The following is a 14,763-nucleotide window of genomic DNA, read 5'->3' as shown; positions in this document are numbered from 1 at the left end:
CTCAGAGATTGGCGACGCGTGGCGACAGGCCATGAAAGCTGTCCAAAGGTCTTCAGCTCAGCCATCGCGCTGGCGGCAACCGTGATCTACTGGTTTTGAATCCTGACCCTGCTTAGAATGTTTGGCCCCACGAAATTATCCTGAATTTCAGAAAAGAACTTTAATGCATTTAATTTCGGCACCGACCACCAAAAGGGGCCGACCCAAAAAGCCGGCCTCTTTTGATTTCATCTACTTAACTGATATTTGCCAATGAGTGTTTTCGCGATTGTACGCTTTTCGGCATCACCATCAGATCCGTGGATTACATCTATGACAGATGCCGCTTGGCTGTTACTCAAGCGCGATGCATCAACATGGACAAAGGACCAGATCTCCAGCACTTGTTCTGATGTCGCGGAAAAAGCGGTTGAACCGAATGAAGACACGAAGACAAATACCAAGGTACAAATGAGCTTGTGCATGACATAACTCCGTTCATCCTATTTTCGTGAATACTCGCATATTAACACAAAGCACGTCATGTTACGCTAAGTTTATGCCTTTCAAAGAAATGAGACTTATAAATCACTTGCCTTTAACGCGCACTATTCAGTTGTGTTATAGGGATTTCAATCAACCTATAGGATTTTGATTGAGTCGTTTACACGACGATCGTTTGCCCGCATGGGGTGATCCGATATGATCGTTACTGCATGGATGGCATGTGGTCTGTTGGACAATGCTGTCGGATGGGCGGAACAGTATCCAGGAGCATCGCGTGACCCGACTGTATTACAGTGGCGGCACCATCTCTCAAACAGTCGAGGCCCCTACTGAAGTGGTCCACCCGCCGGGACAGGTTTATCCCGTTTTCAGGAGCCCCACGAGAAGGCTGAAATGCGAGACGAGCCCGAAGAAATCGCATTGAAGCTGCAGCAAATAGAAGTGCTGCAAGGACAACGAAGCTCGATTGGGGATGCCGTTTGTCAGATCGGCCTGAGGCAGCAGACCTATCAACGATGGCGCAAGGAATGTGGCCGCATGAGCCGGGATCAGATCAAACGTCTGCAACAGCCCGAGACCGAGACCGAGAATATCCGGCTCAGGCGGGCCGTGTCGGATCTGAGATTGGACAAGATGACGCTGCCCGAGGCCGCACCGGTAAGACTACTGCGCCGCGCCCGCCGCTATCGGTGCATCAAGCATGTGCGGCAGAGCCTCGGCGTCTCTGAGCGCCGCGCCTGCCGCAAATCGGGACAGCATCGCTCGACGCGGCGCAAGGTGCCTATCCGCTCCAAGATCAGCGCAAAACCGAACGCTGGCACCAGACGCGCAGGAACCGCATTCTGCGAGAGAACTACGCCCTGCCCTGCGATCTCAGGCAACAGATCGACGCGTTCACCGATCACGACAACCACCGCAGATACCACGAGAGCCTGCAGAACCTCACCGCGGTCGACGATTACTTCGGACGAGGCCAGACCATTCTGAAACAACGTTAAACGAATAAAACCGTCGCAACGCGACGCTTTCTGCACCGCAACTCCGCCGCCAATCAAGCCAACCAGATGCGCCAGGCTCTCTCTTAGTTCACGCCGTCAAATGCCCCAAATATTCTGACGAAATACAAGCCCAATAAACGCGGCCTCGAAATGGCGCAGCTCACTCTGTCAGAATGCAGGCCCCTGCCCTCTTTATCCCGGACCAACGCCCAAGCCAGCTTTGCAAACAACCCCAAGCGCCTCGCGATGCCGGGGCAAGGGGCGCCTGCGCGTCCCTTGCTTGCGATCACACGAGCCTTACTCCAGAAACTCGACGACCTCCGGATGGATGAAGATCAGGCGCAGCGACTGACCTTGCGGATCGTTCGGCGTATTGGCCAGCGGGAAGGGGAAATCCCAGGGCGGGTCTTCCTCTGCGCAGCCGCCGATCGGACCTTCGAAGCGGACCCCCTGGAAGGCGAAGGGTTCCACTTCCGGGTCGCTATAGGAGGGCACGTGCAGATGAATGCCGTCCTCGACCAGCGCGCCGGAACTGGTCTCCCAGAAGCTGCTGCTGGGATGGAAGACCCGCAGCCCGCAGAAGTCGAGCGGGATGATCGGATTGAAATCGGAATCCAGCGGAAGCGTATCAGGCAGAAGGCTGTCATGGATCGTGATGTGATATCCCTCGGGGTTGTCTGCCTGGCTTCCCAGGCGGACTTCGACGGTCGGATTGCCCTGCGTCGAGATCGACAACCACGCCGGAAGCTCCTGCGGCGGATCGGGATCGGGGACCGGATCAGGATCGGGAAAGGGGTCGGGGTCCGGGTCCGGACCGGGCCCATCCCGGCGCACGCGCAATTCGATGTCATTGGTGCGGAAACCGTCGGCCGTATGGGCCTCACCGAAGGCGACGAAGTCCTCGAAACTGCGCGGCAGGGATATCTGGCCTTCGCCGTCGCCGCCGGCCCAGACACCGATGAAACGGGTTTGACCGTTGCTTCGAATGCGCTCGAGATCGACCAGCTCGAGACCCATGGCCCGCATTTCCTCGCGCCGGGTGCGGAACTCCTGGCGCGACAGCGGGGTGGTGATGCGGTTGCTGCCCGTGCCGGTGCGGAAGAGCCCGTGATAGAGCAGAACGCCCTGGCGCCGTTCGACCTCGACATCGATCAGCCGCATGCCTTCGTCTTCGACGAGGCGTTGTCCGCGGGCGAGAAACGCGTCCTCCATGGGTCCCGTCAGCATCTGCTCGCCTGTACCGGGCCGCCACACCGACAGGTACCGGCGTCCGCCATTGGCCGTGCGGAAGACCTCGAAATCGACCATCCGCAGACCCTGCTCGGTCCGTTCGCGGATCGTCTCGCGCATTTCGATGGCGCTGATCGGGCCGAAGAACAGGTTGGTCCCGCTGCCACCGATCCACAGGCCCGTATAGACCCGCTCTCCGTCGACGACGGCGCTTTCGACATCGATGAGCCTGCGTCCGGCCGCCGTCTGCGCCTCGCCGGTCGCGATGAAATCGGCGCGGGGTTCGGGCCCGGTGACTATGTTGGTGCCGGACCCGGAATGCCAGACGGCCTCGTAGCGCAGTTCGTCCGCAAGTGCCGGCAGGGCCGTGGTCGCCAAGAGCCCCGCCAGGGCCGCGCAACCCGCGGAGAACCGAACCGGCCGGGTGCGCACGGGGCCTGCCGGGCGATGCGCCCGAGAGGCTCTCGGAGGATCAAAACTCAATCCAAACAATGCCTTTTTCCTTAAATTGCTGATCAATCAATGGGTGCGCGGGGCGATGCGGCAAAGACCGGTCGTCACCAACGCGCCCCGAGGATGCGGGGCCCGGCTGTTCCCTGCACGTTGAGTTCTGTGGAGTTTTCGTGGACCGCGCAGTGGGGGTCGCCGAGGCCCAAGGGACGCAGCGCAAGACAAACCGTCATGATACCCGGACGTGAGGAGTGGATGCAGTGACGGACTGGTACTTCTCCGAGGAGGACCGACGACTGGTCTCCCCGGAACGTGTGGTCCAGCTGACCGCCAAGGCCGCACAGGTCTTTGCCTGTCTCGAACGGCACAAGGGCGAGATCGTGTCGGTGGACACGGTGCTCGAGGAGGTCTGGGCGGAGACCCATGTGACGCCCGACCTCGTGCGCGAATACATCCATGACCTGCGAATTGCCCTCGGAGACGATCCGAGACGGCCGCGCTACATCGAGACGGTCCGCGGCAAGGGATTTCGGCTGATCGGCGATATCGAACCCGGCGCGGACGCTGCGGCGTCTCTGGCTCAGGGCGAAGGCGAATACCGGCCCACCGTCGCGGTGCTGAAACCCCCGCTGACGCAGGACCCGCTGCTGAACGATCTTGCCGACCAGGTCGCGTCCGAGGTCATCAACCACCTGGCACGGTTCCATTACATCGGCGTGGTGGCCCGCCAGAGCGCGATTCCCTCGGGCGAGATCGGTGACATCCGCAGCTTCGCGCGCGACGTGAACGCGAGCTATATCCTCGAGGCCGGCTACACGCGGCTCGGCGATGATGTGAGAACGCGGGTGCAATTGGTGGAAGCCGCCCGGGGCCGAAGCCTCTGGGGCACCCGGCTTGACCTCGGGGCCGGCGATGCGGGCCGGTTGGTCGACGACATCTCCAGCACCATCGTCTTCGCCCTGACCGGCTGGCATGGCGAATTGCACCGGGCAGAATACAAATCCGCCGCACGCAAGAACCCCGTGCAGCTGAACGCGTTCGAACACTTCGTCCTCGGATGCGACCTGGAAATGCGGCTCGATGCGGACTCGCTTCAGCGGTCCATCGCCCATCTGGAGCAATCCGTGCGGCTTGACCCGACGTTTTCGCGAGCATGGCTGGTCTATGCGCTGGAGCTGCGATGGGCCTATTCGGTCGTGCCCGGACGCGACAGGCGCTTCCTCGAGACGTCCGATCACGCGTTCAGAACCGCGTTCAAACTTGCCCCGACCGACCCCGTCAATCTGGCGCTGATGGCGATGAACACGGCGCGGATCGGCAATCTCGCAGGTGGTCTTGCGCTGCTGGACCGGGCCGAGGCCAGCATGCTGGGGGATTCCGATGCCATGGTCTGCGTGGCGACCGCCAAGGCCGCCTTGACGGATGACGCCGACGGGGCCGTCGCGGTTCTGGATAGCGTCTTGCGGCAAAACAAGACGCCGCCGAGCTGGGTCTATTTCGCCGAGGCGGGCATCGCGTTTCTGTCAGGGGATCACGAAAGGTGCATTTCCAGTTCGTGGTCCGCCCCGGAGGAAATCTCCGCGATGGCCTTCCGCTGTCTGTCCCTGGCGATGCTCGGGCGCGGCGAAGAGGCCGTGGCGGAGGAAACCAAGCTGAAATCGACCTTTCCCGATTTCGATTTCATGCGCTTCGCCGATAATTTTCCCATCTGCTGCCCTGCCCGGCAGCAGGAGTATTTTGCGGCTGTGGAGCGGCTCATGTCGTCGGCCCGGGGATGAATTCACCGCTGAAGAGCGGCCCAAGGCACCCGAAATGAATTTCTCCCTCCAAAACCGGGCCACTTTTCATGGCCGCCAGAGGGACGCGAGGAAAGGTCGTCGGCTGGACGTCGGCCGAACCCACCTCCTTCGCTGTCCGGCCACACCGCCCGCGCACCGCCCCGACCCGTCCCCAAACCCGGATCGACATGTCGGGCGTCGCCCCCGCGGCCAAGATTGCCCTTGCTCTGGGGGATCACTTCATCTCATCTGCCCGGATGTGGAAATACTGACGGGCCCGCGACGATGCGCAGCTTTCCGGTTTGGCTGTTGGTGCTGGCTCAGGCCGTGATCAGCGCAGCGTCTCTCGTGGTTGAGATCGTGGCCGGGCGCATGCTGGCCCCGCATGTGGGCATGTCGCTTTACACCTGGACCGCGGTGATCGCTGTGGTGCTTGCCGGGTTCTCCGCCGGGCATTGGTGGGGCGGGCGGTTGGCCGAAAAGCCCGCCGGGGGTGCTCTCTCGTGGACCGGCGGCGCGCTCCTCGCGGGGGCGATCATGACCGCGGCCTCGGTGCTGATCCTGCCTTGGCTCGCGGGCCCGGTGCTTGCCGTGACCGCGCATCCGGTCTGGGGGATCACCGCGCTGACGACGCTGGTCTTCTTCCTGCCCTCCTTCTTTGCCGGGGTGCCCGCACCGGTCCTGACCAAGATCGCCGTCCTCGCCTCCGACCGGACCGGACCGGCGCTTGGGGCGATGTTCGCCGCCGGGGCGGTGGGGGCCATCGCCGGCACGTTGCTTGCGGGCTTCCTGTTCATATCCTGGCTCGGCTCTGCCCTGACGCTGGCCATCGTGACCATGGTCTATGTGACGACCGGCGTGCTGTTTTTCTGGATGGGCCGCGCAAAGAGGCTGCCCCTGGCCCTCGCCGTCTCCGCGCTCGCACTGGTCGTCGCGGGACTGGCGCTTGCGGCACCGGCGCCTTGCGATCGCGAAAGCCGCTATTTCTGCCTGCGCGTCGACGATCTGTCGGCGGATCCGGCCCGCCCCGTGCGGCTCATGGTCATAGACCACCTCGCCCATGGCATCAGCGCGCGGGATCTGCCTGAGGTGCAGTTCACCGATCACACCGCGATGCTGGACGCGCTCGCGCGGCTGCGCGCATCCCGGCCCGATTTCACCAGTTTCCACATCGGCGGCGGGAATTACGCGGTGCCGAGGGCTTTCGCATCTCGCGGCACGGGGGCCATCACCGTGGCCGAGATCGACCCCGAAGTGACCCGGCTGGCTGCCGACGCTTTCTGGTTCGATCCAACCACCGCCCGGGTGCTGGACGAAGACGGACGGCGCGCGCTTCTGACCCGCCCCGATGCCCGCTACGACATCATCATCGGCGATGCCTTCACCGATGTGGTCGTCCCGGTGCACCTGGTCACGCAGGAATTCTTCCGGCTCGCGGAGGCGCGGCTGGCCCCGGGGGGCAGCTTCTTGATGAACGTGATCGACCACGAGAACCGTCTCGAGGCGCTGGCCTCCATCGTGAGGACGATGCAGACGGCCTTTCCGGTGGTCGAGGTCTGGACCAGGCAGGCGCAGCCCCTGCCCGGTGAGCGGATGGTCTTCGTGGTCGTCGGCGGTGAGACCAGGACCGCGCAGGACGCCATAATCGTGCCTGCCCCGGACCAGACGCGGTTCGGCGCCCTGGCCGACGGGCTCGTGGCGCAGCTGGCCGAGACACGAGGGCAGATCCTGACCGACGATTACGCACCGATCGATCGGCTGATGGGGCGGCAGGATTAGGACCCGGGGCAGGTTTGTCGCGCGCTTGCGGCAGGCCCGCACGAGGTCTTGCGGCCTTCGAATGCGGGGATGCGCGTGCCCGTCATACGGCCCCTGCCCCCGCCCGCGCGTTCGGCCGGGGTCCGGAAGCTGACCACCTTGGGCGCCCGCTTCGTCAAGTCTTCATATGACATTTGCCGGCGGGTTGTGTATCCCCCGGCGGTGAGATCGAAGATGGATTTGCGGAGAAGACGGATATGAAGATCGCGGTGCTTGGAGGCGATGGTTTTTGCGGTTGGCCCACGGCCCTCCACCTGTCAAATGCGGACCACGAGGTCCACATCATCGACAACCTCTCGCGCCGCTGGATCGACACGGAACTCGGGGTGCAATCGCTCACACCGATGGACAGCATCCAGGAACGGTGCCGGATCTGGAAGCAGGAGACGGGCCGGGTCCTGCACTTCCATCTGCTCGATCTCGCCAAGGAATACGAACGCCTGCGCCAGTGGCTCGACGCGGAGAAGCCGGACGCGATCATCCATTTCGCCGAGCAGCGCGCAGCGCCGTATTCGATGAAATCCGACCGCCACAAGGTCTACACGGTCAACAACAACGTCAGTGCCACGCACAACCTGCTGACGGCTCTGGTCGAGACCGGCATCGACGCGCATCTGGTGCATCTCGGCACGATGGGCGTTTACGGCTATTCCTCGGTGGGCGCGCCGATCCCGGAGGGGTATCTCGAAATCGAGATCGACACGCCGTCGGGCAAACAGGCGCAGGAGATCCTCTATCCGACGCGGCCCGGATCGGTCTATCACATGACCAAGTCGCTCGATCAGATCCTGTTCCAGTTCTATGCCCAGAATGACGGTCTGCGGATCACCGATCTGCATCAGGGGATCGTCTGGGGCACCCATACCGACCAGACCCGCCGTCATCCGCAATTGATCAATCGTTTCGACTATGACGGCGATTACGGCACGGTCCTCAACCGGTTCCTGATCCAGGCGGCCATCGACTACCCGCTGACCGTGCATGGCACCGGCGGGCAGACGCGCGCCTTCATCCATATCCAGGATTCGGTGCGCTGCATCGAGCTGGCCCTGTCTGATGCGCCCGAGGCGGGCGACCGGGTCAAGATCTTCAACCAGATGACCGAAACGCACCGCGTGCGCGATCTGGCCGAGATGATCGCCGGGATGACCGGGGCCCGCGTGGCCTATCTTCCCAACCCGCGCAAGGAAGCCCCCGAGAACGACCTTGTCGTGAAGAACGAACAATTCCTGTCGCTCGGCCTCAATCCCACGACCCTGCAGGAAGGGCTGCTCGAGGAGGTGGTCGAGGTCGCCCGCAAGTTCGCCCACCGGATCGACCGCAGCCGCGTGCCCGCGCTGAGCGCCTGGACCAAGACCATCGGGGCTCGCGTCGAAAAAGACCCTGAAAGCACCCGGATCAAGTCGGTGTCATGACCCCGAACGCCTATGTCACGCTGGTCACCAACTCGGATTTCGCGTTGGGGGCCGGGGCGCTTCTGCGATCCCTGCGGGCCTCGGGCACCGAGGCCGATCTTGTCGTCATGCATACGGGTGGCGTGCCCAAAACGGCGCTCGGCCCCCTGGTCGATCAGGGCGCGCGGCTCGTGGCGATCGACCTGCTGCCGACATCCGATGCCTTCAACCAGCGCCACGCCCGTCAGGCCCTGCATGCGGCGGCCCCCTTCACGAAAGGCACGAAGCCCGCGTTTCATACCCCGCTCGACAATTTCTGCAAGCTTCGCCTCTGGCAACTGCCCTATGCGCGTGTCGTGTTCCTGGATGCGGACACGCTTGTGCTGCGCAACATCGACAAGCTCTTCGAATACCCCGAATTCTGCGCCGCGCCGAATGTCTATGAAAGCCTCGGCGATTTTCACCGCATGAATTCCGGCGTGTTCACCGCCCGCCCGTCGCAGGCGATCTTCGAAGACATGCTGGCGCGCCTCGATCAGCCGGACGCATTCTGGCGGCGCACGGACCAGACCTTTCTGCAATCCTATTTTCCCGATTGGCACGGGCTGCCGGTTTTCATGAACATGCTGCAATATGTCTGGATCAACCTGCCCGATCTATGGCGCTGGGACGACATCCACGTTCTGCATTTTCAATATGAAAAGCCCTGGCAAACCCATGAGAAAGCGGAGGTTTTGCGCCCGCTGATCGCGCTTTGGCAATCCTACGCGGAGGGCGGCGACATCCCGGACATATCCCAGCTTCCGGGGCCGAAGTGAGGGTCGCCATCACCGGGGCCACCGGGCGTGTCGGCGCGTTCATCGTCGCGGCCTGCCGCGCGCGTCAACAGGCGGTGCTTGCCTTGTCGCGCCCGGCCTTTCGGCTCGGCGACGCGCCCGACCTTTCGGGCTGCGACGCGCTTGTCCATTGCGCGCTGGATCACGTGCCGGAGCGCTATCGCGGCGGCGAAGGATCGGACCCCGCGGCCTTCGTCCGCAACAACCGCGACGGCACGATCCGGCTATTCGAGGCGGCCCGCCGCGCGGGCGTGCCGCGCGTCGTTTTCCTGAGTACCCGTGCGATCTACGGAGAGTATCCCGCGGGCACCCGGCTCACCGAAGATCTGCCCCCGAAGCCCGATACGCTTTACGGAGAGGTCAAATGGCAGGCCGAACAGGCGCTGGCAGAGATGACCGCGCCCGGTTTCAGCGGTGCGTCCCTGCGCGCGACGGGCGTCTACGGTCCCGGCCCAGCGCATAAATGGAGGACGCTGTTTCAGGACTTCGCCGCCGGCAAGAAGATTGCGCCCCGGCGCGGCACGGAGGTTCACGGAGACGATCTGGCAGAAGCGGTTCAGATTTTGCTGCGGACCCGGGAAAGCGGCGCGTTCAACGCCTCGGACATCGTGCTCGATCGCCATGACCTGCTGGCCCGCCTCGGCGCGTATCTGAAGATCGCACATGCCCCGCCGGAGAAAAGCGACGCGCCGATAAGCGTGATGGACTGCGCGCGGCTGTCCGCGCTGGGATGGCGGCCTTCCGGCTTGTCGGGGCTGGAGCGTGCCCTGCCCGCCATGGCGGCAGGCATCGTTCCAGCCGCTTGAGACCGGCTTCGGGCAATGCGCGCCGCTCCGGTCAAGGGATCGCCGCCTCGGGGCATCATGCGCTTTCGACGCAGGATCAGACGAGATACGCCCGACCATCGAGCGCTTAGAGGCGATCTGCGCGGTAGCGCGGCGGGCCGAAAGGCACCTGTTCGAGTACGCCGCAGAAGACGTCGCGAACTTCGAGACATTCGAGGGCGAACTTTTGGCGGCATAGATACCGCGCAGGCGCAGCGTGTTTGGCTGCGAACCACGGGCTTTAATCCTCCCCGCCGCTTTGACATCCGGCACTCCCGGGATAGCGTTCTGACATGACCCAGCTTCTCGTGGTGTATCACTCGAAAACCGGTGGCAGTCGCCAGATGGCCGAGGCTGCTGCGACGTCGGCTCGAGACGAAGTTGAAACGATCATGAAGGCTGCCAGTGAGGCAGGGCCAGACGACTTGCTGGGCTCTGCCGGCTATATCTTCTGTGGACCTGAGAACTTGGCGGCGCTTGCGGGGATCATGAAAGACTTCTTTGACCGTTGCTACTACCCGGTGCTGGGAAAGATCGAGGGACGGCCCTACGCGCAGATGGTCTGCGCCGGCTCGGACGGTGAAAACGCGGTGCGGCAGACCGCGCGCATTGCGCAAGGATGGCGGCTGAAAGAGGTGCAATCCCCGCTCGTGATCTGCACGCATGCACAGACTCCTGAGCAGATCTTGGCCGAGAAGAGCATACCGGAAAACGATCTCGCCAAGTGTCGCGACCTCGGGGCGGCCATGCGTGCGGGGCTCGCTCTTGGCGTGTTCTGAATTGCAGGGCGTGGCATCATTGGCAGGAGGAAACCCGCGAAAACGTCGCTTTCGCCGTCAGATCAGCGCTCGCAGAAACAGCACCGCTGGGCATGTGCGTTTCAAGGTGTTCGGCGGGCCACTGCTTCGCAGGACAGGATTGAGAGTGTTCGTGTCGTTTGTTCGATTTCGCCCGCAGGGCACCGCTTCCATTTCCGATTGCCGCCGCCCGTTGATAGCGGTTTCTTCGTCCAGCTCTCTCCACGTAATGCCGCGGCCGGTCGTCGCGCCCGCCGCGGCGATTGCTTCTCATCCTCAAAACATCAACCCGCTGGCTTGATGTCGAACACGAGGCCGGAGGCAGGCTCGTCGCCGCGGTTGTAGAACCAGTGCGTCGTATCGGCATCCTCGATGAAGGTATCGCCAGCGGAATGGACGATTTCTCTATCGGGCGTGCCTTCCGTCCAAGAGCCGCTTTCCATGAAGACGATGCCGGGTACGGTTTCATGTCCGTGTCGCGCGATCTGACCGCCGGGCTCGATGGTGATCCGGCGTGCCAGCAGGATGCGGCCCTCAAGACCCAGTTGCCGCTCCATTGATGCTGCGGACACGACGGCGAGTTCTTCAACCTGCAGGCCGGCATGTTCGGTCGGAAAATGCTCCTCGGCTGCGGACGAGGAGGCCGAGAAGGCCGAGAAGGCCAGCGTGGCGCTGGCGATTACCGAAACGCGCGGAAAACAGGTGCGGAAATTGCTCCGCGTTGCCAATGTCTTCATCTCATTGTTCCTTTTCAAATGCAGATTTCGCATATGAAAAGTGTCTTCGGATCAGCCATTTGGCTCAAATGATCAATTTTCAAAGCAGGCTGAATTCCTTTCAGTCTCGCCGTCCTGCCCCGCCCGAACTTTGAGCCAACGCACGGATTGTGACATACTTTGGTCGCGCAAGAGGCTTCGCCCGCATTCCAGGGGGAGAGATCGATGAGCCGGAAATATCCACCGTTCGCGGCGGTTCGTGCCTTCGAGGCAACGGCCAGGAACGGCAGCGTCAAGGGCGCGGCCGAAGAGCTGTTCCTGACCGCATCGGCCGTGAGCCACCAGATCCGCGCCCTCGAGACCAATCTCGATACCGATCTCTTCATCCGGACGGGCAACAGCGTGGAACTGACACTCACGGGCCGGGCCTATGCGCGCAAGATGACCGCGCTGCTCGATCTCTTCGACGAGACGACCCGCACCGTGAAGGAGGCGGGTCAGAAGCCGTTCCGCGTGCATTGCACGCCGGGTTTCGCCGCCCGTTGGCTTGTTCCCCGCCTCAATGACCTCGCTTTCGGGGATCGGGTGCGCATTTCCGTCTCAAACGGCGCACCATCGACCGATTTCTCGTCGAATGGCGCCGACGTCGTCATCCAATGGGCCGACGCGCACGTGCCCGGCGTGATCACCGAGCCGCTGATGCGATCCGCGCGCTACCCGGTGGCGAGCCCGGCGCTGAGGGAGGCTCAGAACCTCCGCAAACCCGAAGATCTGCAACGCGCCACCCTGATGCACGACGAGACGATGGATGCCTGGGAGGAATGGTTCGCAGCGGCAGGTGTGGCGCCCCCTGCCTTTCCGCGCGGCCCGACTTTTCCCAATTGCGAACTGGCGACCACGGCCGCCGAAAAAGGCCAGGGCGTTGCACTTGCCTATGACGCGGTCGTGCGCGGAACGCTTGAAGACGGCGCGCTGGTGCGGCTCTTCGATACTGTGACCATGCCATTCGTTATCTATTCGGTCGCCTACAAGATTGCGCGCAAGAACGATCCCATGGTGCGGGAATTTTCGGATTGGCTGCACGCCCAAGTCGCCGCGGAAGGGGTCGCGGCCGAGCGCGGCTTGGCGCAGTCCAACGCTTGGTGAGAGCATCGAGGGCCCCTGTTTCATCCGTGACGTGACGGCACGCTCAGCCATGCGGAGGTGCGACATTTTCTTGCGAGACGCTTCGGCCAGAGAGAGAGCTACTTCGATTGCCTAGTAAAGCCCGGAGGAACTAGATGGCTCACAGGCACGCCTCTCCGCTTATGGCAGCGGCGTCTGGAAAAGTGTGCATAGCTCCGCGCCCTCTCGCACCGACCCCGCGCGCGATTGACGCATGTCAAGGCTGCGAAGCCTGCCCGCACGCATGATCTTGGGACATGATTTGGGAGAGGCTTCCATGAAACACGTCCTTGCAATCCTGGCGCTTGCCGCAGCTGGCAGTTCGGTTGCCGCGGAAGGGATCACGACATACACGGCGGGCACGTCGTTCGAGGATGCGACCTTCGCCGTAGAAAGCGCCATCGTGGGCCGTGGATTGGTCATCGATTACGTCAGTCACGTGGGCGACATGCTTGCGCGAACGGGGGCAGACGTGGGCAGCGACGTGACGCTGTTCGAGGCTGCCGATGTATTCCTGTTCTGCTCAGCGGTCACTTCGCGCTCGGTGATGGAAGCGGACCTGATGAACATCGCCTATTGTCCCTATGGGATCTTCGTGGCCGATACCGGCTCCGAAGTGGTGGTGGGGTATCGCAACTTCCCGGATGGCGCGATGCAGGAGGTGCAGGCGCTGCTCGACGGAATTGCCAAGGAGGCGGTGGCGCAGTAGCGGATCGGGTCGAACCGCGACGGGTCACGGGACTTCCCTGCCGCCCGCGGGCATGATTGGCGCAAGACGTCTTGCGTCAATCGGCGACAGCTTCCTGCTAGGAACGTTTCCGCCTGCGATGACCGCATTCGCCTCTCGGTTGGCGGGGCCCTGAAAGCGCGAGGCATTGCTCGGATCGGAACCGCCCTGACGGCGTGACCATGCCCGACCCCGATCCATCGCCGGACCGGACCGGCCTTCCGTGAAACCTGCCGCCTCACAGCAGCCGGACAGATACCAGGCAGCGACACATCGGGCTTCATGCCTTTGGCAGCACTACTTTTTTCTTTCTGACTTCGGACGCCCCACCTATCGTTCAAGATACTCAGTGAGGGCACGATGGGACGGCTTAAACCGGCAAGTGAAAAGACCGCTCTGATCCTGCAAGGCGGCGGCGCGCGCGGCGCCTATCACGTGGGCACGCTCAAGGCGATCGCCGAGATCACCAAGGCCAGAATATCGCCGTTTCACATCGTGTGCGGATCGTCGGTCGGCGCCATCAACGCGGCATCCATCGCCGTGATGTCCCGGGATTTCCAGGCGGCAACTCGTCACCTCGAAACCCTCTGGCGGGCGCTGCATTGCGACAGCATCTACGAGACAGGAGGATTGCCGTTATTCGTGAACAGCTCTCGCTGGGCGGCCACGATGATGTTCGGGTTTCTCGGATTGCGCTCCACGGGCGGATTTCTCGACTACGCGCCGCTGAGGCGTCTTCTCGAAAGCGAATTCAATCGCCCTCAGCTCGAGCGGGCGATCAAGACCGGCGCCCTGCACGCGCTTGCCATCACCGCGTCAAGCTACGACCAGGGCAATGCGGTGTCGTTCTACGAGGGCGTGGACGAGATCCGGGACTGGACCCGGGCGCGCAGAATGGGCCGCCGCACGAAGATCGGTCCGGAGCACCTTCTTGCCTCCTCGGCGCTTTCCTTCGCCTTCCCGCCGGTCCGGATCGAGAACGAATATTTCGGGGATGGTGCCTTGCGCTCCAACTCTCCCCTGTCGCCCGCCATCCATACCGGGGCGGAGCGCATCCTCGTGATCGGAACGCGGGACACCAAGCACGAGCGGCCACCGGACGATACCGGATCGCACCCGCCGACTTTCGGCGAGGTGGCCGGACACGCCCTCGATATCCTGTTCAACGACAATCTGGAGCTCGATTACGAGCGCATGGAGCGCATCAACAAGACGCTCAGCCTGCTGACGGACGAGGCGCGCAAAAAGACACCGCTGAAACCCATCAGGCCGTTGCTGCTGACCCCGTCGCAGGATGTGCGCGACCTCGCCCGGCCGCATGCGCAGGACCTGCCGCGCGCCGTGCGCATCCTGATGCGCAGCGCCGGGGCATGGCGCAAGGACGGAAGGCTTGAGAGCTACCTGATGTTCGAGCCTGCCTATGTGGGCAGCCTGATCGATCTGGGACACGCAGACACCCTTGCGCGGGCGGACGAGATCGAAGCCTTCTTCGTGAACTAGGCTCTCACGGGTCATGGCCGGTCGAGATGCGCCGAGGCCCGGTGT

General features: G+C 62.9%; 12 protein-coding genes and 2 pseudogenes. 11 read left to right on the top strand and 3 right to left on the bottom strand.

Features of this window, described 5'->3' with window-relative positions; all coding sequences use genetic code 11:
• Positions 1–99: pseudogene (locus BW990_RS21435) on the top strand (IS5/IS1182 family transposase); the annotation flags it as partial.
• Positions 100–227: 128 nt separating this feature from the next.
• Here BW990_RS21435 and BW990_RS21430 read toward each other — a convergent pair.
• Positions 228–464 carry a hypothetical protein gene (locus BW990_RS21430; protein WP_143526191.1) on the bottom strand — a complete coding sequence of 79 codons (237 nt, stop codon included), beginning with the start codon at positions 462–464 and terminating at the stop codon, positions 228–230.
• 813 nt (positions 465–1,277) lie between these two features.
• On the opposite strand from BW990_RS21430, the pseudogene BW990_RS22270 reads away from it, so the two are divergent.
• Positions 1,278–1,484, top strand: a pseudogene (locus BW990_RS22270) (IS3 family transposase); the annotation flags it as partial.
• A gap of 297 nt (positions 1,485–1,781) precedes the next feature.
• Here BW990_RS22270 and BW990_RS21890 read toward each other — a convergent pair.
• A complete protein-coding gene (locus tag BW990_RS21890; protein ID WP_159441653.1) occupies positions 1,782–3,092 on the bottom strand; it encodes a hypothetical protein in 1,311 nt (436 codons plus the stop codon).
• Positions 3,093–3,415: 323 nt separating this feature from the next.
• Between BW990_RS21890 and BW990_RS13150 the strand changes: the two genes are divergently transcribed.
• The 6 genes from BW990_RS13150 (at position 3,416) to BW990_RS13120 (ending at position 10,593) form a co-directional block, all read left to right on the top strand.
• A complete protein-coding gene (locus BW990_RS13150; RefSeq protein ID WP_083950604.1) occupies positions 3,416–4,942 on the top strand; it encodes a winged helix-turn-helix domain-containing protein in 1,527 nt (508 codons plus the stop codon).
• A gap of 285 nt (positions 4,943–5,227) precedes the next feature.
• Entirely contained in the window at positions 5,228–6,721 is a 1,494-nt protein-coding gene (locus BW990_RS13140; protein ID WP_076448494.1) for a fused MFS/spermidine synthase, read from the top strand.
• 236 nt (positions 6,722–6,957) lie between these two features.
• A complete protein-coding gene (locus tag BW990_RS13135; protein ID WP_076448493.1) occupies positions 6,958–8,175 on the top strand; it encodes an NAD-dependent epimerase/dehydratase family protein in 1,218 nt (405 codons plus the stop codon).
• Positions 8,172–8,972 (top strand): glycosyltransferase, encoded by an 801-nt coding sequence (locus tag BW990_RS13130; protein WP_076448492.1) that lies wholly within the window; start codon positions 8,172–8,174, stop codon positions 8,970–8,972. Before BW990_RS13135 ends, BW990_RS13130 begins: the two co-directional genes overlap by 4 nt.
• A complete protein-coding gene (locus BW990_RS13125; RefSeq protein WP_076448491.1) occupies positions 8,969–9,796 on the top strand; it encodes an NAD-dependent epimerase/dehydratase family protein in 828 nt (275 codons plus the stop codon). The genes BW990_RS13130 and BW990_RS13125 overlap by 4 nt, the downstream gene beginning before the upstream one ends.
• A gap of 311 nt (positions 9,797–10,107) precedes the next feature.
• Positions 10,108–10,593 carry a flavodoxin family protein gene (locus BW990_RS13120; protein WP_076448490.1) on the top strand — a complete coding sequence of 162 codons (486 nt, stop codon included), beginning with the start codon at positions 10,108–10,110 and terminating at the stop codon, positions 10,591–10,593.
• Positions 10,594–10,895: 302 nt separating this feature from the next.
• On the opposite strand, the gene BW990_RS13115 is transcribed toward BW990_RS13120, so the two are convergent.
• Complete coding sequence (locus BW990_RS13115; RefSeq protein ID WP_143526186.1) at positions 10,896–11,381, bottom strand: cupin domain-containing protein; 486 nt, start codon at positions 11,379–11,381, stop codon at positions 10,896–10,898.
• Between the two features lie 126 nt (positions 11,382–11,507).
• Between BW990_RS13115 and BW990_RS13110 the strand changes: the two genes are divergently transcribed.
• The 3 genes from BW990_RS13110 to BW990_RS13100 all read left to right on the top strand — a co-directional run bounded on the left by BW990_RS13110 (position 11,508) and on the right by BW990_RS13100 (position 14,718).
• On the top strand, positions 11,508–12,473 hold the full coding sequence (locus BW990_RS13110; protein WP_234990253.1) for a LysR substrate-binding domain-containing protein: 966 nt from the start codon (positions 11,508–11,510) through the stop codon (positions 12,471–12,473).
• A 295-nt stretch (positions 12,474–12,768) separates the two neighbouring features.
• Positions 12,769–13,200: a DUF302 domain-containing protein gene (locus tag BW990_RS13105; RefSeq protein ID WP_076448488.1), complete on the top strand. Its 432-nt coding sequence runs from the start codon at positions 12,769–12,771 to the stop codon at positions 13,198–13,200.
• A 378-nt stretch (positions 13,201–13,578) separates the two neighbouring features.
• Positions 13,579–14,718, top strand: coding sequence for a patatin-like phospholipase family protein (locus BW990_RS13100; RefSeq protein WP_076448487.1), 1,140 nt, complete (start codon positions 13,579–13,581; stop codon positions 14,716–14,718).
• Positions 14,719–14,763: the final 45 nt, after the last annotated feature.

This window comes from Roseivivax lentus (assembly GCF_900156805.1).
GTDB lineage: Bacteria > Pseudomonadota > Alphaproteobacteria > Rhodobacterales > Rhodobacteraceae > Roseivivax > Roseivivax lentus.
The sequence above is the reverse complement of the archived record's forward strand: the minus strand, read 5'-3'. Positions and strand labels throughout refer to the sequence as shown.